This window comes from Bacillus sp. AFS037270 (genome assembly GCF_002585305.1).
The window spans coordinates 127,385-150,048 of the sequence record NZ_NUNF01000016.1 but is presented as its reverse complement, the minus strand read 5'-3'; the positions used below and the strand labels follow the sequence as shown (position 1 = coordinate 150,048).

At 38.7% G+C, this 22,664-nt stretch carries 17 protein-coding genes; 2 read left to right on the top strand and 15 right to left on the bottom strand.

Annotated features, from left to right (window positions below; translation table 11 throughout):
• Positions 1–9: 9 nt before the first annotated feature.
• Positions 10–1,050: an NAD(P)-dependent alcohol dehydrogenase gene (locus COD92_RS09085; protein WP_098528192.1), complete on the bottom strand. Its 1,041-nt coding sequence runs from the start codon at positions 1,048–1,050 to the stop codon at positions 10–12.
• A 382-nt stretch (positions 1,051–1,432) separates the two neighbouring features.
• Between COD92_RS09085 and COD92_RS09080 the strand changes: the two genes are divergently transcribed.
• Together COD92_RS09080 and COD92_RS09075 are read left to right on the top strand one after the other, a co-directional pair.
• On the top strand, positions 1,433–1,849 hold the full coding sequence (locus COD92_RS09080; RefSeq protein WP_098528193.1) for a MerR family transcriptional regulator: 417 nt from the start codon (positions 1,433–1,435) through the stop codon (positions 1,847–1,849).
• Positions 1,850–1,941: 92 nt separating this feature from the next.
• Positions 1,942–2,610 carry an NAD(P)H-binding protein gene (locus COD92_RS09075; protein WP_098528194.1) on the top strand — a complete coding sequence of 223 codons (669 nt, stop codon included), beginning with the start codon at positions 1,942–1,944 and terminating at the stop codon, positions 2,608–2,610.
• 85 nt (positions 2,611–2,695) lie between these two features.
• Here COD92_RS09075 and COD92_RS09070 read toward each other — a convergent pair whose 3' ends face one another.
• The 14 genes from COD92_RS09070 to COD92_RS09005 all read right to left on the bottom strand — a co-directional run bounded on the left by COD92_RS09070 (position 2,696) and on the right by COD92_RS09005 (position 22,651).
• Positions 2,696–5,824 (bottom strand): family 78 glycoside hydrolase catalytic domain, encoded by a 3,129-nt coding sequence (locus tag COD92_RS09070; protein WP_255286563.1) that lies wholly within the window; start codon positions 5,822–5,824, stop codon positions 2,696–2,698.
• A 143-nt stretch (positions 5,825–5,967) separates the two neighbouring features.
• Positions 5,968–7,026 carry a rhamnose ABC transporter substrate-binding protein gene (rhaS, locus tag COD92_RS09065; protein ID WP_098528195.1) on the bottom strand — a complete coding sequence of 353 codons (1,059 nt, stop codon included), beginning with the start codon at positions 7,024–7,026 and terminating at the stop codon, positions 5,968–5,970.
• 63 nt (positions 7,027–7,089) lie between these two features.
• On the bottom strand, positions 7,090–8,124 hold the full coding sequence (locus tag COD92_RS09060) for an ABC transporter permease (protein WP_098528196.1): 1,035 nt from the start codon (positions 8,122–8,124) through the stop codon (positions 7,090–7,092).
• Positions 8,125–8,128: 4 nt separating this feature from the next.
• Positions 8,129–9,166, bottom strand: a complete 1,038-nt coding sequence (locus tag COD92_RS09055; protein ID WP_098528197.1) for an ABC transporter permease — start codon at positions 9,164–9,166, stop codon at positions 8,129–8,131.
• A gap of 29 nt (positions 9,167–9,195) precedes the next feature.
• A complete protein-coding gene (locus tag COD92_RS09050; RefSeq protein WP_098528198.1) occupies positions 9,196–10,707 on the bottom strand; it encodes a sugar ABC transporter ATP-binding protein in 1,512 nt (503 codons plus the stop codon).
• Between the two features lie 207 nt (positions 10,708–10,914).
• Complete coding sequence (locus COD92_RS09045; protein ID WP_098528199.1) at positions 10,915–12,516, bottom strand: helix-turn-helix domain-containing protein; 1,602 nt, start codon at positions 12,514–12,516, stop codon at positions 10,915–10,917.
• Positions 12,506–14,293, bottom strand: coding sequence for a sensor histidine kinase (locus COD92_RS09040; protein ID WP_176541088.1), 1,788 nt, complete (start codon positions 14,291–14,293; stop codon positions 12,506–12,508). The genes COD92_RS09045 and COD92_RS09040 overlap by 11 nt, the downstream gene beginning before the upstream one ends.
• Before the next feature lie 28 nt (positions 14,294–14,321).
• Positions 14,322–15,356: an autoinducer 2 ABC transporter substrate-binding protein gene (locus COD92_RS09035; protein ID WP_098528201.1), complete on the bottom strand. Its 1,035-nt coding sequence runs from the start codon at positions 15,354–15,356 to the stop codon at positions 14,322–14,324.
• Between the two features lie 423 nt (positions 15,357–15,779).
• Positions 15,780–16,337 (bottom strand): NADPH-dependent FMN reductase, encoded by a 558-nt coding sequence (gene ssuE / locus COD92_RS09030; RefSeq protein ID WP_098528202.1) that lies wholly within the window; start codon positions 16,335–16,337, stop codon positions 15,780–15,782.
• A gap of 143 nt (positions 16,338–16,480) precedes the next feature.
• Entirely contained in the window at positions 16,481–17,248 is a 768-nt protein-coding gene (locus COD92_RS09025) for an ATP-binding cassette domain-containing protein (RefSeq protein WP_098528203.1), read from the bottom strand.
• Positions 17,249–17,263: 15 nt separating this feature from the next.
• Complete coding sequence (ssuC, locus tag COD92_RS09020; RefSeq protein WP_098528204.1) at positions 17,264–18,022, bottom strand: aliphatic sulfonate ABC transporter permease SsuC; 759 nt, start codon at positions 18,020–18,022, stop codon at positions 17,264–17,266.
• Positions 18,023–18,035: 13 nt separating this feature from the next.
• A complete protein-coding gene (ssuD, locus tag COD92_RS09015; RefSeq protein WP_098528205.1) occupies positions 18,036–19,175 on the bottom strand; it encodes an FMNH2-dependent alkanesulfonate monooxygenase in 1,140 nt (379 codons plus the stop codon).
• A 17-nt stretch (positions 19,176–19,192) separates the two neighbouring features.
• A complete protein-coding gene (locus tag COD92_RS09010; protein ID WP_255286564.1) occupies positions 19,193–20,182 on the bottom strand; it encodes a sulfonate ABC transporter substrate-binding protein in 990 nt (329 codons plus the stop codon).
• A 1,113-nt stretch (positions 20,183–21,295) separates the two neighbouring features.
• Positions 21,296–22,651: an LLM class flavin-dependent oxidoreductase gene (locus COD92_RS09005; RefSeq protein WP_098528206.1), complete on the bottom strand. Its 1,356-nt coding sequence runs from the start codon at positions 22,649–22,651 to the stop codon at positions 21,296–21,298.
• Positions 22,652–22,664 lie beyond the last annotated feature (13 nt).

Here is a 22,664-nt window from a genome sequence, read left to right as displayed (position 1 = left end):
TTTTTCAACTTACATTGTGTCAATGTCAATCACGAATCGATACTTTACATCTGAAGCTAATACGCGTTCGTAGGCTTCGTCAATTTGGTCGGCTGAAATGACTTCAATCTTAGGAACTATGTTATGTTCTGCACAGAAATTTAACATTTCCTGAGTCTCACGGATGCCTCCAATCATTGAACCCGCAAATGAACGGCGATGACCGATGAGAGAGAACACATTTAGTGACAACGGCTCTGCTGGCGCACCGACGTTGACCAATGCACCATCCAGTGCCAGCAACGAAAGGTAGGCACTAATATCAATCTTAGCGCTTACCGTATTAATGATAAGGTCGAACGTACCCGCCAGTTTCTTAAACGTCTCTGGATCGCTTGTTGCATAGTAGTTGTCTGCTCCTAATTGCAAGCCATCGTCCTTTTTCTTCAATGATTGTGATAGAACGGTAACCTCGGCACCCATGGCATGTGCAATTTGAACAGCCATATGACCAAGACCGCCCAAACCAACAACCGCTACCTTCTTACCTGGACCAGCTCCCCAATGGTTTAATGGAGAATATGTCGTAATACCTGCACAAAGTAATGGTGCTGCGGCATCAAGCTCTATTGTTTCAGGAATTCTAACTACGAAGTCCTCCGTTACGACAATGTGGGTTGAATAGCCACCTTGAGTAGGCTCGCCGTATTTGTCAACACCAGCGTAGGTTGGTACATTTCCATTGAGGCAGTATTGTTCTTCACCTTTACGGCAATTCTCGCAATCGCCACAAGAGTCAACCATACATCCGACTCCTACCCTGTCACCGACATTGTATTTTGTGACCTCTGCGCCTACATCAGTGACAATTCCCGCAATCTCATGTCCAGGTACGAGTGGATAGTTCACGGGACCCCATTCGCCGTGAGCAGTATGGATGTCAGAATGGCATATGCCCGAATATTTAATTTCAATCAGAACATCATTCGAATCAAGGTCGCGTCTTTTAATTTCAGCCGCTCGAAACAGTTTGTCTGGACCATCTACAGCTCGTGCTTTAGCAGTTATCATAAAAAAACCTCCAATAATATATAGTTTTCAAGAGAATGGCTTGTACCGGGATATAAATGAAGAAATCACGTTAAAATTCCCCTTCATTACCTTCTATCCTTTCTTTTTTTCTCTTGCAAAACAATATTAATCCCTATAGTTAGCTCTAGGTCAAGAGATTAGTATAGATTTTTTTTGAAGATCCCCTGACCATAAAGGTGCTCAAATCATCTATAAGGCCTATTGGTACCTCAATTCTTACTTTAGTAAGTATCCATCTGTAAAAAAGGGCTAATTTATACTTTCGCTGTAAGTTGACTTTGACTTATAGAAAATACCGTGATAAAATCTCCTAAAATCATAGAGTTAACTCTAAGTCTATCATTAGAATAGGAGAAAAATGATGAAGACATATTCTATAAGTGAAGTTGCAAAAGAATTGAATCTTACAGTTTATACCTTGCGTTACTACGACAAAGAGGGTCTAATTCCTTATGTAGAACGGACAACCAGCGGAACACGAGTGTTTAAAGAATCCGATATCGACGCCTTAAAGGTAATTGAATGTCTGAAAGCTACCGGAATGCCTATTAAGGAAATCAAAACTTTCATTGATTGGTGTTCTGAAGGGGATTCCACGCTGCAACAAAGATATGACATGTTTTTAGACCGAAAAGCTCATGTTGAAGCACAAATGGAAGAACTAAAAAAAACAATGGAAATCATTGAACATAAATGCTTTTATTACAAGACTGCATTAAATGCAAGAACGGAAGATATTCATAAAAATACTAAAATAGGAATCTCCATTTCTAATTAACGAAAGTCACCTGTATATCATAAATGTGGATATGAAATACAGGTGACTCTACCATCTATTTCTATAGTAAAAAAAAATATAAGGAGAATAAAATGCATGCATTATTAATAGGAGCATCGGGGGCCACAGGAAAAGACTTGCTGGATTTATTGTTAAAAGACAATTCTTTTCATCAGGTAGATATTTTTGTTAGGCGGGATCTGGATGTCCAACATGAAAAATTAAAGATACATATTATTGACTTTGATAAACCAGAACAATGGAAGCATTTAGTTAAGGGCGATGTTTTGTTTTCGTGTTTGGGAACCACCCTTAAAGCGGCAGGAAGTAAAGAGGCTCAATGGAAAGTTGACTACGACTATCAATACCAATTTGCTAAATTTGCCAAAGAAAACAATGTGAATAATTATGTATTAGTATCTTCCGGTTTTTCTTCGCCTAATTCTGTCTTCTTTTATACAAGGATGAAAGGTCAGTTAGAAGAAGCTGTAAAGGATTTAGGGTTTCCAAAGTTGTCTATCTTTAACCCGCCTGTATTGATACGAAAAAATAGCGATAGAACAATGGAAGTTGCAGGATTGAAAGCCATACAGTTTTTTAATAAAATAGAAATTTTTCGCTCTCAAAAACCTTTGTTGACAGAAATATTGGCTCAAGCCATGATCAATTCCTCCAAAACAAAAGAAAACGGCATTTTTACGCTAGAAGGCAAAGGAATTTGGAAACGTGCCCAAGCAAATTATGAAAATAAATACGATTGATGAATCTACCAATTGGGTATTAGTGTGAATAAAAAAACTCTTGCATATAACAAGTATCCGCAAGCGTTTTTTCTACTTTTACTTTTTACTCTGGCTTAGAACCAGCGATGATTGATCGGAATTCATACCTTCCGGATTCAAGTTCATATACCGCTTTACCTTCTTTGAATTCGATAAACTTAACTCCTTTTGCCTTAGTAATTGGCTGTCCACTTTCCTTCACAGTACTTACATTGTTTGTAGGAATATAAACGGTCGCAGTAGTATTTGCCGGTACGGTCGCATCATATGTCAACGTACCATTATTAACTTCCCATTCACTTTTAATCGTACCATAGACGGAATCAAACGAGCCTTTCGCCCAGGTGATTCGCTTATCATTATCAATGGTAGGCTGAAGAATCGTGTGCTTGAAACCAGGATTGTCCGGATCATTGGAGATACCAGCCATTTCATCATACATCCATTCACCAATAGCACCGTATGAATAGTGATTGAACGAGTTCATGCTTACATCGCCAAATCCATCTTTAACGGAGTATGAATTCCAGCGTTCCCAAATGGTTGTTGCACCATTCTTTACGGAATAAAGCCAAGACGGCATTTGATCCTGTAATAGCAGCGTATAGGCCAAATCAGATTGTCCGATGTTCGTTAACACAGGGGCCAGTACATTCACTCCGAGAAATCCTACAGATAAGGTATTCTCCGCATATTTTACTCGGGAACTATCAGGATGTGCAGCCTTATATTGATCCGTATTTCGAATATTATCCACTAGCAGCTTAATCATCTGTTGTTTTTGATTTTCATTGTCATAGAATCCGAGCTTCAAAGCCCATAATAATGACGTTTGACTATTATCTTCTCTCGAATAAAAGGCAATTCCAAATCCTTCTTCACGTGATGATAGAATGGTTAAGTTCCCATTATCATCTACTTTGATATGGTTTCTAATAAAGGCTTTCTTAATATTGTCAAACAGTGTCTCATATTGCTTTACATCATTGTCTTTGCCAAGGGCGGCAGCCATTTGTGCCATTAACTTGGCATCATAGGCGTAGTAGGCGTCGCTCATTAACATGTTATTGGTTCCCTGGAACGCTAACCAGTCACCGAAAATACTGCCAGGACCGCGGTAGGTTTCTCCGGTTTGGTTATACATCATATCCATGTATTTCGCCATGCTGTTGTATGCCTTACTTATCAATGTAGTATCTCCGGTCATTTGCCAATGTGTCCAAGGGATTATAATCCCAGCGTCTGACCAACCCGAGGTAGCAGGAGCCCTTAAACCGAACGAACTTGCCGGTACTGTTACTGGATATGACCCGTTGGCAGATTGGGCGTTAACCATATTGTCCGTAAAATTCTCAAAGAAATTGTACGAATCCATGTTATACATGCCAGTCTTTGCAAATAATTGTGCATCCCCCATCCAACCAAGACGTTCATCCCTTTGCGGGCAATCCGTTGGAACCCATAAATAGTTACCGCGTTGCCCCCACTTGATGTTGCTAATTAACTGGTTAACATCTTTATTGGAAGTCTCGAGTGTACCTGTGACATCCACTGCCGATGTAGCAACCTTACCAGTTACTTTATCTAGTTCGACCGTAGTTCCTGGTGTTAAAACAGAAACTTCTACATATCTAAATCCAAAGAAAGTTAAGGAAGGCTGATAAGTTTCTCCTTCTTCACTGCCTTTTAGTGTGTAGAAAACGGAGGCTTTGGCAGAACGTAGATTTGCTGTATAGATTGACCCTTTTGGACCGTCTGCTCCTGCACTGTCGTCATTCAGCATTTCGCCGAACCGCAATTTTATTTGTGTTCCGGCTTTCCCCTTTACTGTGATGCGTGGGATTCCCACCATGTTTTGACCAAGGTCATAAATTACGGTATCACCAGTTGAGATATTCACCTTTTCATTCTTTGCTTCGGAACGATTATTTATGGATCTAGAAGTATCTATTTTGATTTCACCTTTACCGTTTTTGCTTGATTCTTGATTCATGACACCGGTAGCGGTAGTTACTGATATCGGTGTTTGGTCAAGGCTGTCTACGATTTGTGCAGGTGTGCCATTATAAGATGTTATCGTCGCAGCAGGGAATACTTGTTTGTATTTGTGTTCTTTCACGCCTTTCCACGCTGAGTCATCAAATCCATTGTTATTCCACCCGGTCACTTCCTTGGTTGCATCATAAGTCTGACCGTCATATATATCGTCTGCCAGATATGGACCATTATTGGTAGCTTTCCAGCCGGAATCGGTATTGGTAACAATCGTCTGGGTGGATCCATCCTTGTAGGTAACTAGCATTTTGGCTAGCAGTCCCAGATCGTTTCCTTTTGAATTGTAATAGTTAGCCCCATCAGAAATTCTACTGTTGTACCAGCCATTTCCAAGGACCGCTGCTAATGTGACACTATTTTTGCCTTGGAGATAATCTGTTACATCATATGTCATATAATTAATGTTTTTATCGTAACTGGTCCAGCCGGGTGCGAGCAGCTCGTATGCTGTACTTCCATCTTCATTAACGATGCCTAATCTTTTCCCGTTAATAAATGCATCGAAGACACCTAGTGACGAGATGTACAGCCGAGCGCTCTTTACCTCACCCTTAAGTGGAGTTTCTTTCCGTAACATCGGCGCGCCATTCTTCACCGAGTCGTCTAAGGAGATCCATTTAGCGCCGTCCCATCCGGCTTCTCCATCTGTACTTAATAGGCCGGTTTCAAAATTGGCTGGCGCTGTTTCAAATTTTTTTCCTTCCTTATCCCATACATTAACCGTCCAATAATAGCGGGTGGAAGCTTTAAAAGTTTTACCTCCATATTCAACCGCATTAGATTCACCGGAATCTACTTTCCCGCTATTCCAAATATCTGCAGACTCAGGTGTCAACTTATTCGGGCGGGTTGCAACAAGTAATTGATAGGCTGTTTGTTTTTGCCCCCGAAGGTTTGAGAGCATTTCCCAACTAAATCGTGGTTTTTGTATATCAATTCCGATCGGATTATTTCGATACTCCACTCTTAAATCCGAAATTTTCGTCTCATTTATTGCCTGTGCGGCTACACTTGAACCGGCTGCTGCAGCCCCTTGAATAGGTAGACTAGTACTTATGATAGTAGGAATTAACAGAGTCATCGCCATGGAAACATTTATAGCAAACCGCTTTTTTGATTTTACTTGACTTTTCCCCATATGTTCCTCCTCTTATGAATCTTTTAATTAAATACATATAAAGGTCTTTCGAATATGATCTCCGACACATTTGGAAAGCTTATAGGGGAACACGAGCCTGCCATTATAAGCTTTCCCTCTTCATTTCTACAAGAATCTATTAATTAGTAGACACTCTTCCATTGAGCAATATTATCCTTATCAAATTTAAACGGATCACCCAACATCACTTGTGTTCCATCACCATCTTCTACAATCGTCTGGTCACCCTGTTTTCCTGCTGTAAACTTATCGCCAACTTTCCCAGAAATCTCACCTTCTACTAATGCATTTGCCGTATATCCAGCCACATATCCCACATCAATTGGATTCCATAAATACATCCACGGACAAACACCATTTTCAATATAAGTGGCCATTTCACTAGGCAGCCCTAGTCCGGTTAATTTTACTTTTCCAACAAGCCCCTTGTCAGTGAGAACTTTTCCTGCAGCTGCAATACCTACGGTTGTTGGAGCAATAATCTCTTTCAGATTTGGATAGGACTGTAATAATCCCTCTGTTTCCGAAACACTTTTATCCCTTAAGTCGTCCCCATAAGCTACTTTCACTAGTTTAATATCTTTATATTCTGGTTTTTGGAGTTCTTTTTTCATCACTTCAATCCATGTATTTTGGTTGGTCGCTTGAGAAGTTGCACTTAGGATAGCAATTTCCCCTTTGCCGCCAATCATTTGCGAAACGCCCTCAATTAGCGCTCCACCAATTCTTTCAGGGTTAGCCTGATTCACATGGACCATTCGGCTTTTTGCATTTACGGCTGAATCCACCGATGAAACTTTAATCCCTGCATTCATCGCTTTCTCAAGAACAGGCTGGAGGGCGTCTTGATCATTACCCGCAATCGTAATGGAATCTACTTTTTGATTAATTAATTGCTCAATGATTTGAATTTGCCCTTCAGCGGTTGGCTGGTCCGGTGATCTTAGGATGACTTCGCCGCCTTTTTCTTTAATCGCATTTTGAAATCCATCCTGCATCTTCTCCCCATAAGGGTTACCAGTATTTTTAAACACAAATGCATATTTCTTCGGTCCGCTTTTCTCAGCTGTAGTACCTTTTGAATCTGATTTTGATTCTGGTTTTGAAGTGGTCGCGCTGCATGCAGCAAGAATCGAGAAGATCATTACAACAGAAACAAATAATCCCCAAAATTTTTTCATTCGTTTTCTCCCCTTGATTTTTATTTGTTTTATATACACACAGTAGAAAAACTGTAATGTAACCTAATGACCGGATTGCTTTTTAACATTTAAAATCTGTTTTAAATTTATTTTTGGAACAGCAACAGCAAAAATGAGTAACAGCCCCACAATAATCAGTAAAGTTTGCGACGAAATATTGACCAATCCTAAACCATATTGAAGATACCCAATAATAAAAATGGCGATCATCGTACCTATCATTTTTCCTTTTCCCCCTGCCGTACTGATCCCGCCTAATGCAGCCATGGCAATCACATCTAATTCATAGCTCGTTGCAATATTTGGTCTTGTACTTCCCATTCTGGAGGCTAAAAATAAAGCCGTAACGGCGGCTGTAAACCCCATAAGTGTAAACACAATAAGTTTAATTTTATCGTTTTGAACGCCGGAAAATCTGCTGGCCGTTGAGTTGTTTCCGATAGCATATATTTGTCTGCCAAAAGTGGTTTTATGAAGTAATAAGACAAAGACAGCAGCGAAAATAATAAAAGCGATAAGAATAATGGGTATTCCATTTAAATATCCCCATCCAAGCAGTTTATACCAATCCGGAAAATTCCCTGCGGCCTGATCCTGTAGGATACTATAAGCAATTCCCCGATAGAGAATCATCGTACCCAGGGTGACAATAACGGCTGACAGTTCTTTAAACTTGACGATTAAAAAACCATTGATATATCCGCAAAGCGATCCAACAGCCAGACAGATCACAATGGAAATGCCCATCGGCAGACCCAAATGATTATAAGAAGTAGCCATTATGACGGAAGATAGTGCCACTGTGGACCCCACCGATATATCGATGTCACCCAGGATCATAACCAAGGCCATTGGGAAAACCATGAACGCCTTATCTAAAAAGGTCATGGTTCCGTCCCTTAAATTAGAATAATCTAAAAAATAAGGTGATAAGCTTGTATTGATAAACATTACGATTAATAGAATGAGTACAAGCATCCATTCCCACTGAAGGAAAAAAGTTTTTAATGAGAATTTTTTTTTCGAAACTATTTTTCGGTTGGGATGTTCCTCTTGAATGACCGTTTTCTGCTCCATCGTTTTAGATTTTCCTCCTTAAGAGATTATTTCGATCCACGCCTCTCTTCACTAAAGTGTTAACCACAACAGCTACGAGAATGATTGCTCCCTGGATGCTTGATTGCCAAAACGGAGATACATTCAAAAGCGGCAAAGCATTATTTAATACACCAAGAAGAATCGACCCAAGGATAACGCCGGAAATTTTGCCTGCTCCACCGGCAATACTTACTCCTCCAAGAATACAAGCAGCAATCACGGTTAATTCATATCCAGATGCGGTATCCCCTTGTGCTGAAGCATATTTAGAAACCCACAAAACACCGGATAAGCCTGAAAGCCCTCCCATAATGGTGTATACCAACATTAAGATCTTCGTTTGGCTGATTCCGCTGACCTTTGCCGAATCAGGGTTGCTTCCGACCGCATAAATTTGTCTTCCTGTTCTTGTATGATTAATAAAGTAATAGAAAACAAGGTAGATAATAATGGCAATAAAGATAAGCGTGTTAATCCCTAAGATTTTTCCAGTTGCTATTCCAACAAAGCTTTTAGACATTTGATAAGAACTCACCCATTTACCACCGCTAATCGTATAAGTTAACCCCCTGAAGATATTCATCATGGCTAGGGAAGCGATGATGGGCATAAGGCCAATCTTTGAGACCAAAAAGCCAGTAATGATCCCGCAAACAATCCCAATTGCCGTTCCAAGTAAGACGGCGATAATAGGGTTTAAATTTTGGTGTGCACTAATAGTCTGGGCGGTAATCATTCCTGAAATGGCGATAACAGTTCCGATGGATAAATCAATTCCTCTTGTAATAAGTACCACCATCATACCGAGTGCAAGGATGCTTAGAATGGCCGTATTGGTAACCAAATCATTAATATTTTCTATTGTTAAAAATCTTGGGTTTCGGAATTGGATAAGGACGGAAAGCAAGAGAATAAATATTAGTAGTCCTAGCTCTCTAAACTTAGAGATTTTAGCTGAAAAGGATACTTTTTCTACTTGCTGCCCCGAGTTTGTTACTTTTTCCAGAACTCCTTCTGGCATGATGCTCACCTCTTTCTTCAAATCTTTCTTTATACTGTTCGTTGCTTTGACAAATCCATCATGGCAGCTTCAAGAATGGACTCCTGTGTGGCTTCGATTTTATTTAGAACTCTTGCAACCTTTCCTTCTCGCATAACAACAAGGTTGTCACTTAGACCTAAAATTTCAGGCATTTCCGAAGAAATCAGAATGATTCCATACCCTTGTGCGGCTAGATCATTAATAATCTCGTAAATCGCTGATTTAGCTCCCACATCTACCCCTTTTGTCGGTTCATCGAGAATAATGACATCCAAATCTGCCGTTAATAATTTGGCAACCGCCACTTTTTGCTGATTTCCGCCGGATAGAGAACTGGCCAGATCAAAGATACTAGTTGCTTTTACATTTACTTTTTCCGCAAGGTTCTTAGCCATTTCTGCCTCTCTTTTTACGTTTAGCCACCCTTTTTTTGATAGTCTCTTAAGTGCCGGTAGTGAGATATTCCTGCCAATATCCCAGTCAAGGATAAGCCCCTGTAATTGACGGTCTTCAGGTAAATAGCCGATTCCCATTTCCATCGCTACTAGAGGATTTTGAAGTTTCACTTCTTTCCCCTTAAAATAGACTTTTCCTTTATCGAACCTACTAATGCCGAAAATGGCCTGGCAAACTTCACTACGTCCTGCTCCAACCAACCCTGTTAAGCCAAGTATCTCTCCTTTATGCAAAGTGAACGAAACGTCGTCAAAATATCCTGTTTTCCCCAGTCCCTCTACTCGGAGTACTTCACTTCCAAGTGTTGATTTCTTATCTGGAAATACCTGGGTAATCTTTCGTCCAACCATTGCCACAATGAGGTCTTCATTTGTAATCTCATTTACATCCCATGAACCGATATATCTGGAATCTCGAAAGACTGTTACCTGACTTGCTAGACGATACATATCTTCAAATCGATGAGAAATAAATATAATCGAAGCCCCTTGATCCCTTAATCCTTCGGTGATCTTATATAACTCCTCACTCTCCCTCGCAGTAAGTGCCGCGGTTGGTTCATCCATAATAATAATTTTCGCATCGGTTGAAATTGCTTTGGCGATTTCCACTATTTGCTGCTGGGCAACACTTAAGGCACCCATTTCCGTCTTTGGATCGATGGTGGAGCCCAAACTTCTTAATAATTCTTTCGCTTCATCATGCATTTGTTTCCAAAGCAACCGCTTTGTACCTTTTGCTACTTTTTCATGTCCCATGAAAATATTTTCGGTCACGCTCAAATCGGGATAATTGGTTACATGCTGATAAATCGCGGCAATCCCCTTGGCCTGAGCCTCTTTTGGGTTATTAAATTCAACTTTTTCACCATTTAAAAAAATTTCTCCCTCATCCGGTTTGTGAACTCCCGTTATTACTTTGATGAAGGTGGATTTACCTGCACCATTTTCCCCCATTAATGCATGAATTTGTCCAGGTCTTAACTTAAAATGAACATGATCTAAGGCTTTAACACCCGGAAATATTTTGGTAATTCCCCTTAATTCGAGTACATATTCGGACATTTTTTCAACTCCTTGTGTCTATTTGGCCCTTATGGTTCAATGGACCTCCATTAATACGATGAATGAAATCGCTCTATTGAATTCGCTTACATATAGGGTACTTTATCTACCATCCTTAGAAAAGGAGACATCTTTCGGTTAAGGGGGATGATTTTCGGCAATATTTCAAAAATTAAAAAAACCTCCTGAACGGAGGTTAATTGAAATTCATTTTTGCTTTTCCTTATATTTAGAAGGAACTTCCCCAAAATACTTTTTAAACAATTTACTGAAATATTTCGTATCCGTGTAACCAACTTGTTGTGAGATATCATATATTTTTAAATCTGTTGATAATAGCAGTTCCTTTGATTTTTCTATTCTTGCTTTCGTCACAAAGTCCAAAACAGTCTCACCGGTTTGATTTTTAAAATATTCACAGAAATATGTGGGGTTCATATGAACTTTTTTGGCAATTTTATCAATGGTTATATTATTTCCTAAGTTATTCATAATCCATGCTTTTGCAGTCTCAATGGGATTAATGGATTCATGTAGTGTCATTTCTTCAAAGATTTTTAGTACTTTAAGCATCCATGTAGTAAGATTTCTCTTTAATTCTATAAAGTTCGGAGATTTCCTCGTTAGCTTAAGTGCTTCCTGAATTAAATTAAGCTCGTCTTTTACAAAGGACCTTGTTAGCAGCCGGTTGATCGATTGTATGGCCAACAATTGGATACTTTTTTCTATTTCTTGTGGGGAAGGAAGCCTTTTTAGTTCGTTAAGGAAATGATTTAGATGATGAAAAAGTTCTTCCTTCCTTAAAGGGTCAAGAGATTCTACCATTCTCGTAATGGTAATCTCCAACTCCTTAGACTCTTTTATCCTCCCCCTTTCCTTAAGAATATTTTCTACCAATGAAAGGGTATAAATTTGATTTCCACCATAAATTAGGCGAAATTGCAGCAACGCTGAAAGGCGATCTCTTAAGGCGGGAATAACAGCCACATCATAAAAACTTCTGCTAAGTGCGATGGTCGAGGTCAGGTTCGTTCCTGCTTTTATGGCGGAATGCAGCCTTTCAGCTACCAGCATTTCTTGTAATTGGTCTGCTTCTTTGTTGTGGAATAAAATCCAAAATGAAGCCTCATCGCCTTTCCAGACCCACGATAAGCTTTTAGTTGTTTCATAAAAACCATTTAATACATCCTGAAGCCTCTTTTCAAGCTCACCACTTTGGAGAGCGGATGAATCTCTTTTTTGATTAAAGTCGATGGATATATGTAATAGGTAGTATATCCCTTTAGGAAAGTCTTTTGTCCACTCCAATTCAGCAAGATCAATTTCATTTCCTCTGACTAGTTCGCTTAGCGATTGAGTCTGCTTAACATGACGGAGTTGAGTGTCGATTATTTCAACCTTTTTTTCATTTTCCCAGTTTTCTAAAATCCTATCTTTTATTTTTACCAGCTGTTTTCGGAATTCATCTCGAATTAACGGTTTCACCATATAATCGAGCGCTCGTTCGCGAATGGCTGTTTGCACGAAATGAAAGTCGTTAAAGCCGCTAATAACTACCGCTTCAAAAGAGGCTCTGTTTCTCATTTCTTTTATAAGTTCCAGCCCATTCATCCCCGGCATTTTAATATCTGTAATCAATAAATCGAAACAAATGTTTTCTTTTTCATATTCATTAATCATTTTAGTTCCACTGCTATAGCTCCCAACAATCTCAAATTCTTCCCCGCATGATAGGATTAACCTTTCAATTCCCCGTCTGATTCGATTTTCATCATCTACCACAATGGCTTTGATTTTTCTATTGTTCACTCTCCCAGTCTCCTTCTACCTTTCTCAGATCGTCCTGTGACAACAAAGGAATAGAAATAATAATTTCTGTACCTTTTTTTATTTCACTATTTATTTGTAATCCATAGCCCTCACCAAACATCATGATCAGTCGGCCATGAACATTAATTAATCCAAATTGAGAGTCACGCCTTGCCATGGGGTCCGATTCAAGGTAGCTTTTGAGGTAAGCAACAACTTTTTCAGAAATTCCAGGACCATTATCGATCACTCGAAAAATCACTTCCTCATTTTTCGTTGAAATGTTACCAACTCTTGAGATGAAAATGTCGATTTTAAAATCCTGTTCTTCATCCAGTCCATGTTTAATGGCATTCTCAACAATCGGCTGCAATATAAACTTTGGCGTGTAGTGTTCTTTAGAATCAATTTCTTCATGTATCGAAAATTCAATTCGGTCTTCAAATCGAAATTTTTGGATCGTTAAATAATCCTTGATATGTTGAACTTCCTGGTCGATTGAAACCATTTTTTCTTTATTGCTAATCGAAAATCGAAGCATGCGGCCAAGACGGGAAACCATTTCAACCACCACATCATCTTCCCCTTCTTCTACGGCCATTCCCACTGTTTCAAGGGTATTGTACATAAAGTGTGGATTTATTTGAGATTGCAGAGCATATAGTTCGGCTTCCTTTTGTTGCAGTTTAATTTGAAAATTCTGTTTTATTAAACTATTAATCTCCTGAACCATTGAATTAAAGCTTTTCGCAAGAACTCCTACTTCATCGTTTCCATTAATTGGGAGATCGACATTAAAGTTTCCCTTTTCCACTTGTTTCATTAATTTTGTTAATCGGTTAATGGGTCTCGATACACTCCAGGCAAGAATAATAGAGATGACTGTACTTATTAGAATGACTCCCAAAAATGCAATGATAGTAGCTTTTCGGACGAGATCGGTCCTTTCAGTCAAATTCTTCAGTAAAACACTATGAGTCAAAATCCATTGATTCGGACCTATCCTGCTGATACTTATCAATTTATTTTCCTTTTCCCTTGTTGTTTTAAAACTTCCATTAATTTTTGGATAATGGTTTAAATCCACATTGGTCTTTCCAATATAGTTGGGATTTGTATCGTAAACAATTTGTCCATTAGTATCCATAAGCGTGATATCTGCTTTGTTAACGGTTTCCAAATTATTTACTATATTTTTAACAAAGGTTAAATCGACTGCTATTAAAATAGTTCCTAATTTCATTCGATTCTCTGTATCCGTTATTTGCTGCAGTAGCAGAATATAGGGGGGATTATTTTTAAATTTCAATGTGATTTGATTGGGAAATATGATTTGTTGCTTGCCTTTTAAATCCAGATCTTGTCCAAATGGCAAAGCAATACTTTCAAAACCTGTGTATGGAAGTCTCGAAGCGGCAAACAGCCTGTTTTTTGATAAAATGAAAACCCCAAGGATATCCGAATTTCCACCGTTAATATAAGTGTTTGTCAAGTAGCTGTTAACAAGAAACTTATCTCGTAATAAGGAAGAATTGTTTTGATATGCATCTTTTCTAAGGATTTCAATCACTTGGTCTGAATTATAGAGAAGGTCCGGCAGCTCCCTTAATTCATTGATATGATCATTGATTCGCTCATTCGCCTGATCCAATACTCTTGGAATATACTCTCCAACCTGCTCTTCGATTGACTTGGTATATTGGTTATATCCAATATAGCCAATCAATGAAACTGGGATGACCGTAATCAATAGATACGTAATAATCAGTTTATTCATTAAACGGTAGTTTCTTAATCTTATCCTGTTAAAAATCATACTGATCTACATTTTCCTTTGTAAAATCTATGGGTTCCCCCATGATGACCATATCATCAATCATGTTAATTTTCCCGACTTGAGGAATTTTTTCACCGTCATAAGGCCGCTGCCCCATGATCAGATTGGCAGCCAGGGCCACTGTCAAATAACCCAATTTTTTTGGACTCCATAATGTCACAATTTGTGCATCATTTTCTTTTAAATATTGGTTCATTGGATTTGGCGGGGATAATCCTACCACAACGACTTTTCCGGCTTTCCCTGCTTCTTTGACAGCTTGAGCTGCGGCCGGCGGACCAACAGAAGAATTTCCGATAATGCCTTTTAAATTTGGATACTGCGATAGTAACTCCTTTGCGAGTAAATATGCTTTATGGGGGTCATCATCTGAGGCGACGATTTTGATAAGATGCATCTTGGGGTAATTCTCCTTTTGCTGTACTTGTATCCAATTTAACCATTTGTTTAAATTTGCTGCTGATTTGGCCCCTGTGATGATGGCAAAATCACCTTCTTCATTTAGTTTCCAAGCCAGTGTATCCATCAAATGTCTTCCCAATGTCTCCGGATTTACCATGTTGATAAAGAACTCTCTTGAGTTAGAGAGGGTATCTGAATCCCATGTAATTACTTTAATATGCTGACCTTCTGCCTTCTCTAAGACAGGAACTAACTTATCAGGGTCATTGGCGGAAACGGCAATGACATCCACCTTTTGTTCAATTAGTTCGTTGATTACTCTTATTTGCTGGTCAGCGTCTGCAACGGTTGGACCTTTATAGATAACTTTTATTCCAAGATCTTTTCCTGCTTCGGAAGCTCCTTCTTCCACGGCATTGAAATAAGGTATATTAACCAGCTTTGGGACTACTGCAATGGTAACTGGCTTACTTTCATTACTTTCCTGTGGTGGATTCTTTACTTTTCCATTGGAGTATACAATCTTAAACTCTTCTCCCTTACTGCAACCGCTTGCAAAAATAAGAAATACCAATATGAAAAAACAATAGTCTCTTTTCATGATATTCCGTTTCCCCCAAAGTTTTTTTGATTATGATAATTACACATTCCAACCCATGTAAATATGTAAAAAGAAAATTCCGAATATTATTGTTTACAATTTTTATCATAACACAATTTTTTCACTTGATTAATAAAAAATAGATTGGGTATTAATCAAAGGCATTTACACGGATGAAGAACTCTATGGACTAATTTCATTTGAGGGGAACCTTGGTGATTATGATCTTGTTTGTGGAGATAAGAAAGGAAGCTTTAAATTAGATAAAGATTCTGATTCAGTACAGATGGTAATCTAGTCAGGGCTGTATAGTTGCAAAACTTCCGGCCAAAATTTGGCCGGAAGTTTTGCACATGGGTAAAATCGTATTTACTTTAAACTCTAGCCCCCATTTAGCTTAAGTACTTTTTTCTTAAAACTTTTTTAAACAATAGAACCGATCACATTCTTTTCCGGGAATAAAGAATTTTTTAAGAAATTCAAGGAAGTTTCTAAGCGATTTTTAGCTGATTCATCTATTTCATATTGATTATTTTCTATTTTCTTTATTTGACTATCCAAAATAAAAGCACCTTTTAAAATATGGGTTGCTCCAAGCGCAGATAGGACTGGCTTCAATGCATAATCCAACATTAATAGATGTCCAAAGGTTCCTCCAATCGCAATCGGTAAAACGGTCTTACCTTCAAGACCATTTTGCGGTAATAGATCTAGATAGGTTTTTAAAACCCCAGTAAAAGAAGCTTTAAAAACAGGTGTCAAAATGACAACAATGGTTGAATCCTCGACCTTTTTATTGGCTCTAACAATTTCTTCACTATCAAATTTCGCTTGAATTAAATCCTCGACTGGAAGATTTCGAACATGGATTACTTCAGGAATGATATTCAACCCTTCTAAATGCCTTACAACTTCTTCTAACACCCCATTTAATCTCGTATGCTCAGAAGGACTTCCAGAAATAATGGTAATTTTACTCATCATGTAAACTCCCTTTCTTAAGTGGGCCCGCTATCTATTCACGAGTTTTTTCATATAAATATAGACTAGGCTTATACTTTCTTTATCTATTATCGTTAAAAATTCTGTAAACTGAATGGTCAGTCCCCCCATCCAGTAAACTGTTACTCAATTTTTGTTAGTCTTAAATCACTAGTTTTGTCTTTTCCCAAAATCCGGTTTAATATTTGGCTGACGGTTGGAGAAAATAATGGATGTTCTCTCTGCCGGGGATATGGTAGTTTAATAGGCTGGTTCATCACAATTTCCCCATCTTCAATTAAGATGACTCTATTCGCGAGAGCAACCGCTTCTTCGACATCATGCGTCACCAACACGGCAGTAAATTTTTTATCCATCCATAAATTTTCAATGAGCTGATGCATTTCGATCCGTGTCAGAGCATCCAGTGCCCCAAGTGGTTCATCTAATAAAAGTATATTTGGCTCATGAACTAATGCTCTTGCAAGTGCTACTCTCTGCCGTTGTCCTCCTGATAATACAGATGGCCAATCATTTCCGCGGTCACCTAATCCGACTTGTTCCAATACCTTTTCAGCACGCTGCCGCCAGTCAGTTTTCAAACCCAAACCAACGTTTTGGACCACTCTTTTCCAAGGGAGGAGTCTGCCATCCTGAAACATGATTTTTGCTAATTGATTTCTACCTTCTAAACGTTCACCATCGGTATAGATCTCTCCATCACTTGCCGTCTCTAAACCTGCAAGTAAGCGTAATAACGTACTTTTACCACATCCGCTTTTTCCTACAATCGCAATAAATTCTCCTTTTTGAACCTTTAGATTAATGTTTCGAAGTACTTTTTGATTGCCAAATGATTTTTGCAGGTTAGAAATTTCTAATATTGTTTGACGTTCTTTTTTTTCAGTCATTGATTACCCTCCTCCCTATTTTCGATACGACGGATTCCATTGTAAAAATCTCTTCTCAGCTATTTTCGCTATAAGATCTGATAATTTTCCGAGAAGTGCATAAAGAATAATACTTAATACAACGATATCTAGCCTCATAAATTCTCTAGCGTTCATGGCCATATACCCTATACCTGAATTCGATGCAATCGTTTCAGCGACAATAAGAGTGACCCAGGTAATGCCTATTGCATACCGAACCCCCACTAATATAGAAGGAAGAGCACCGGGCAAAATAATGTTCCAGAATAACGAAAACCCTTTAAGGCCATAAACATTTCCCATTTCAATAAGAGATTTGTCGATTGAACGGATTCCGTGAAAGGTGTTTAAGTAAATTGGAAAAAAAGTACCTAATGCGACTAGAAACAGCTTTGCTTCTTCTTCAATTCCGAACCATAAAATCACAATGGGAATCAACGCAAGATGCGGAATATTCCGAATCATTTGTAAAGAACTATCCAACAGACTTTCTGAAATTCTCGACAGGCCGTTCAACAGACCTAAAGCAAATCCGATTCCCCCGCCGATCAAAAACCCGATAATAGCCCGTTTACTACTTGCACCAATGTAATCAAAAAGCTGACCAGATCGGGATAGCTCAACCGCTGACTTAAACACATCTACCGGGTTTGGCAGCACACGTGAAGATAATAGACCAAATTGGCTTGATAGCTGCCAGGAAGCAAGTAATAAAATAGGGACAATCCACGGAACGATCTGTTTTCTATTCATGTTCATTACCCCCTCACTTTAAGACTTTCGGCAATTCGTTGTTCGCCACAATTTCTCCAAAAGGACTGATGATATTAGTTGAATCCGGTTGAGGAGCATCCTTTGCTAATGGAAGATGCGGGAATAATAATTCAGATACACGGTAAGCTTCTTCCAAGTGTGGATATCCCGAAAGGATAAAGGTTTCAATGCCAAGGTCAGCGTATTCCTTCATTCTTTGTGCGACCGTTTCAGGATCGCCTACTAAAGCTGTCCCCGCTCCTCCTCTAACAAGGCCTACTCCTGCCCATAAATTCGGGCTGATTTCTAATTGGTCCTTACTTCCATTGTGTAATTCCGACATTCTCTGCTGTCCAACCGAATCAAACCGCGAAAAGATTTTTTGAGAGGAGGCAATTAAATCATCATCTACATATTTAATCAAATCATTCGCTGCCTCCCAGGCTTCTTGCTCTGTTTCCCTTACAATGACATGCAATCGGATCCCAAAGCTAACGGTTCGGCCATGATGAGCCGCTAATTTTTTTACCTCGTTTATTTTTTCTGCCACTTTTGCAGGCGGTTCTCCCCATGTTAAGTAGTAATCCACATGCTTAGCAGCTATTTCTTGCCCAATTTCAGAAGATCCTCCGAAATAAAGAGGCGGATAAGGTTGTTGAACAGGTGGATATAACAATTTTCCATTATCTATCGTTAAGTAGTTTCCAGAAAAGTTGGCCTCTCCTTTTTCTAACAAGTCCCTCCATATGGTTAAAAATTCATCCGTTAATTCATAGCGTTCCGTATGGTTTAAATGAAGACCATCTCCTGCCAGTTCAACAGGATCGCCACCTGTTACCACATTGATTAATAACCGGCCATTTGATAAGCGATCAAACGTGGCTGCCATTCTGGCGGCTTGTGATGGAGAACTTAGACCAGGCCGAACGGCAACTAAAAATTTCATTCGTGAGGTAACGGAAATTAAACTTGATGCTACCACCCATGAATCTTCGCAAGATCTTCCTGTTGGTAGTAAAGCCCCAGTAAAACCTAATTCATCTACTGCCTGAGCAACCTGTTTTAAGTAAGGCAAGGTAACTGCTCTGCCTCCCGTTGTTACTCCTAAATATCTTGAATCACCATGTGTTGGAATAAACCAGAATACGTTCATTTTTTTTAGTCCCCTTTTTAATTTTTAGTTTTTAAAAGTGCTTCTTGCACCTTGATTTCTTGTGGAATTAATTGAAGCTTGTAAAATGTATCAGCGATTTGTTGTTGATCCTTTGCGGTTTGGTCACTTACTTTTTCTAATCCAAATGTTCTTCGATTGAGTGTTAATTCTAATGTTTCCACACTCATTCCAATTTGAGGTGCAAGGAATTTGGCTGCTTCTTTTGGATTCACTTGAACCCATTTATCTGTCTTTTCCAGTTCCTTATAAATAACGTCTAATACCTTAGGATTGTCCTTTGCAAATTGATTGGCAGCTAAGAAAAATTCGCGGTTGCTTACTAATCCTTCGCCATCTGCTAAGATCCTTGCTTTTGTAGCATTCTGGGCATCTGCTAAGAAGGGATCCCAAATCACCCAGGCATCTACATCTCCTTTTTCAAATGCGGCCCGCGCATCTGCAGGAGTTAGAAAAATTGTTTTAATATCACTGTAGGAAATACCTGCTTTTTCCAATGCTTTAACTAATAAAAAATGGACATTTGAACCTTTATTTAACGCGATTTTTTTTCCTTTTAAGTCTTTCAGCGTTTTAATTGAAGAATTTTCAGGTACTATTATCGCTTCTCCTTTTGGATTTGCGGCTGCATTGGCATAATACACGAGCGGGGCTCCTGCGGCTTGAGCAAAAATTGGCGGCGCTTCTCCTGTATGACCAAAGTCTAAACTGCCTACATTCAGTGCCTCAAGCAACTGAGGACCTCCAGGAAACTCGGTCCATTTCACCGTATATCCAAGTGATTTTAAATCTTTATCCAATGTTCCTTTTGCCTTTAAGATGTTTAAGGTACCGAATTTTTGATAACCAATATTAATGACCTTTGATTCCTTACTATTTGAAGCAGTTTCTTTGCTTTCACCTGAGGTGGAAGAACTGCATCCACTTACCAAAAAGGACAAAAGTAAGATGAATGCCAACCACCATTGATTTTTATTTTTTTTAATCACGTATGACTCCTCCATTTTCTCTATTATTCTCGTAGATTCTGAAATATTTTTTTCTAACACACAATGAATCACTTCCTTTCAGTGGACTGATAAGAAAATATGTAAAATCAACTACATTAAACCTATTTATTTAGTCGGATTAAAGTGAATAAAAAAGGCCCCTAATCTCATAAATTCGAGAAAAGGAGCCTTCGGTAGTCCGATCAGCTTTTTTATATTTTTTTCGTTAACCTTTAAACCACTTCAATTAATAGAAAATTTAAATATTATTTTATTCATACTTTTCCTACCCGTCAAGTAAGAAATAATATTTCTTTAAAAATAATAAAATATGGTTGTTTTTTTCAATATATCAAACTTAAAACCTCATCAGAAAACTGGGTTGAAAAATCGAATAAAAACATTATCCAACTTTACCAACATGTTTACTTGGTTTTAAAGCTATTACTAAACTTTATATTCTCACGAACCAATTGTCAACTGATTATTTAAAATATTTTGAAAAAAATCTTTTATCAAACCCTACTTATCTCATCGGATTAATTGATATAGAATTAAGTAAAATCCTTTGAATTGTATGGCTGATTGGACCACCAAAAGGACCTAACTCTATTGAGGTTTTTTTTAGAAAGGAAAAGAGATTTTAGATGTAGGATCAGCACCACATTTCGTAAAAGGTAGTCATATATAAAATGTCCATTAAGCTAGAGGATTTCGGAGGTGTTTTAGAATGAAGAATTTTGTAGTTTTTCTATAATTTCTTGTTGCCACAAATGATCATTCATACTTTTTGCATAAAGATACAAATCCAAATAATCATTTATCCACATTTTTTCCACAGTCTCGTTCATAAAAATGCCCCTTTCAGATAATCTCCTTTTTTAAGCCCATTTTATGTCTAAATGTACTGATCCCACTACAAACTCTCCTTTTTAATGTAATTACACGAATCCCGGTAAAAGAAAGAGGCTCTATTTAGGATGATAAAATTATCCTAAATAATGAGCCTTTAGTGAACCAGTCAGCATTTATTAAATTTTCTTAATTGATTTTTTATCATTATAAAACACATAAATCCTATAAATCAAGTAGGATTTTATTAAATAAACGAGACTATACCGTTTCTTTTATGGACTCAATAAGTGTATTAACTGGCCGTTTTAATCCGAGATTCTCCCTTAATGTTTTGCCTGTATATTCTTTACGGAACAATCCGCGTTGTTGTAGTACTGGAATAACCAGATTGACGAAATCCTCCAAACCACCAGGCAAATAAGGGGGCATTATATTGAATCCGTCCGCTGCGCCATTTTCGAACCATTCTTGCATCTGATCCGCAATTTGCTCAGGAGTACCCTTGATCTCCCGATGTCCGCGGGCACCGGCTATCCGTTGATACAACTGGCGAATGGTCAAACCCTCACGATCTGCAAGATCCTTTAATAATTGGAAACGACTTTTCCCGCCATTTATCTGATCCAATTCAGGCAAATCAGGGAGTGGTCCATCCACCGGATATCCTGATAAATCAACACTAATCATGCCAGACAAAAGAGAGATTCCCGCTTCTTCCGGAATAAGCGCCTCAAGCAGCCTCTTATTTTCTTCTGCATCTTCCTCCGTTCGGCCAATAACAGGAAAAATCCCAGGCATAATTTTCAGTTCCTCTGGTGAGCGGCCGTATTTCGCCATTCTTCCTTTTACATCCGCATAAAAGCTTTGCGCCTCTTCTAGGGTTTGCCAAGCCGTGAAAATCACCTCTGCCGTCCGCGCCGCAAGCTCCTTCCCTGCTTCAGATGAACCAGCCTGGATCACTACAGGATGCCCTTGTATCGGACGAGAGATATTTAATGGACCTGCAACGGAAAACCATTCCCCTTTATGATTAATCGCGTGAATTTTGGAAGAATCCGCAAATTGGGCTGCCTCTTTATCAATAATTAGGGCATCATCCTCCCAACTATCCCATAGCTTCGTGACCACATCGACAAACTCTTCGGCACGCTCATAGCGTTTTTCATGAAGGAGCTGCTGCTCTAAATTAAAATTTTGGGCTTCTACGTCCGTGCTTGATGTGACAACATTCCAGCCTGCACGGCCGCTGCTCAAATGATCTAGAGAAGCGAACCTGCGGGCAACATTAAATGGCTCATTAAAAGTAGTGGATACCGTTCCAACAAATCCGATATGATCTGTTACAGCAGCAAGAGCCGATAAAAGAGTAAAGGGTTCGAATAACGTATTCACGGTTTGGCTAAGTACCTTTTGATTTTTCCCTCTCACCGCATAGTTATCTGCAAGAAAAACCATATCAAACTTTCCACGCTCTGCTGTTTGGGCTAGTCTTTTGATAAAATCAAAACTCATGGTTTGATGAGATTCTGCTTTTGGATGACGCCAAGCTGCGATATGATGTCCAGGTATCATAAAAAATGCGCCTAATTTCATTTCCCGATGATTTTGAGTCATGTTTCATTCCTTC

Coding starts and splice junctions, on each gene's coding strand:
- COD92_RS09060 (WP_098528196.1), bottom strand. CDS start 8,124: ATGGAGCAGAAAACGGTCATTCAAGAGGAACATCCCAACCGAAAAATA.
- ssuD (WP_098528205.1), bottom strand. CDS start 19,175: ATGAACGTATTCTGGTTTATTCCAACACATGGTGATTCAAGATATTTA.
- COD92_RS09005 (WP_098528206.1), bottom strand. CDS start 22,651: ATGACTCAAAATCATCGGGAAATGAAATTAGGCGCATTTTTTATGATA.
- COD92_RS09050 (WP_098528198.1), bottom strand. CDS start 10,707: ATGTCCGAATATGTACTCGAATTAAGGGGAATTACCAAAATATTTCCG.
- COD92_RS09025 (WP_098528203.1), bottom strand. CDS start 17,248: ATGACTGAAAAAAAAGAACGTCAAACAATATTAGAAATTTCTAACCTG.
- rhaS (WP_098528195.1), bottom strand. CDS start 7,026: ATGAAAAAATTTTGGGGATTATTTGTTTCTGTTGTAATGATCTTCTCG.
- COD92_RS09055 (WP_098528197.1), bottom strand. CDS start 9,166: ATGCCAGAAGGAGTTCTGGAAAAAGTAACAAACTCGGGGCAGCAAGTA.
- ssuC (WP_098528204.1), bottom strand. CDS start 18,022: ATGAATAGAAAACAGATCGTTCCGTGGATTGTCCCTATTTTATTACTT.
- COD92_RS09080 (WP_098528193.1), top strand. CDS start 1,433: ATGAAGACATATTCTATAAGTGAAGTTGCAAAAGAATTGAATCTTACA.
- COD92_RS09075 (WP_098528194.1), top strand. CDS start 1,942: ATGCATGCATTATTAATAGGAGCATCGGGGGCCACAGGAAAAGACTTG.
- ssuE (WP_098528202.1), bottom strand. CDS start 16,337: ATGAGTAAAATTACCATTATTTCTGGAAGTCCTTCTGAGCATACGAGA.
- COD92_RS09035 (WP_098528201.1), bottom strand. CDS start 15,356: ATGAAAAGAGACTATTGTTTTTTCATATTGGTATTTCTTATTTTTGCA.
- COD92_RS09085 (WP_098528192.1), bottom strand. CDS start 1,050: ATGATAACTGCTAAAGCACGAGCTGTAGATGGTCCAGACAAACTGTTT.
- COD92_RS09040 (WP_176541088.1), bottom strand. CDS start 14,293: ATGAATAAACTGATTATTACGTATCTATTGATTACGGTCATCCCAGTT.
- COD92_RS09070 (WP_255286563.1), bottom strand. CDS start 5,824: ATGGGGAAAAGTCAAGTAAAATCAAAAAAGCGGTTTGCTATAAATGTT.